The organism is Pontimicrobium sp. MEBiC01747 (genome assembly GCF_053601635.1).
Map to the genome: position 1 here is coordinate 1 of NZ_JBSHNS010000213.1, position 579 is coordinate 579.

Annotated in this window: 1 protein-coding gene; it reads left to right on the plus strand. The window is 44.7% G+C overall.

The window, feature by feature from the left end:
* Positions 1-579, plus strand: a 579-nt coding sequence (locus ACVC2P_RS06715) for a hypothetical protein (protein WP_452597706.1), incomplete at both ends; no start/stop codon positions are given.

The following is a 579-nucleotide window of genomic DNA, read 5'->3' on the forward strand; positions in this document are numbered from 1 at the left end:
AACAGGCATCACCCTAAGCTATTACCTAACCCAAGCCGATGCCGATGCCGCAGTTAACCCATTACCAACACTATACACCAATGTTGTTAATGCCCAAACCATCTATGTAAGAGCCTCAATAGACCTTACAAGTTGTTACGACACCATCACCCTAGACCTAAGAGTCAACCCATTACCATCACCAGTAGCTACACCCGTAGCCTACCAAGAATGTGATGACGATAACGATGGCTTTACCAGTTTCGATTTAGAAAGCCAAAGCGCAACAATCATTAATGGCGAGCCAGGAGTAACAGCTACCTATTATGAAACCATGGACGATGCCCAAAACATGATTAACCCACTAAGCAGTCCATACAACAATATTGTAGCCAACACCCAAACCATCTATGTCGTTGTTACCAATACAGGCACCATGACTACACCAGCCACAGGCTGCTTTACCATAGTAGAGCTCCCATTAGAAGTCTTACCAGCACCAGTAGTAGACTTAGAAGCCGATCTAGTAGCAGACGGGTACATCATCTGTGATGATGATGGCGATGGCTTTGCACAATTTGATTTCGATACCGTAATCAC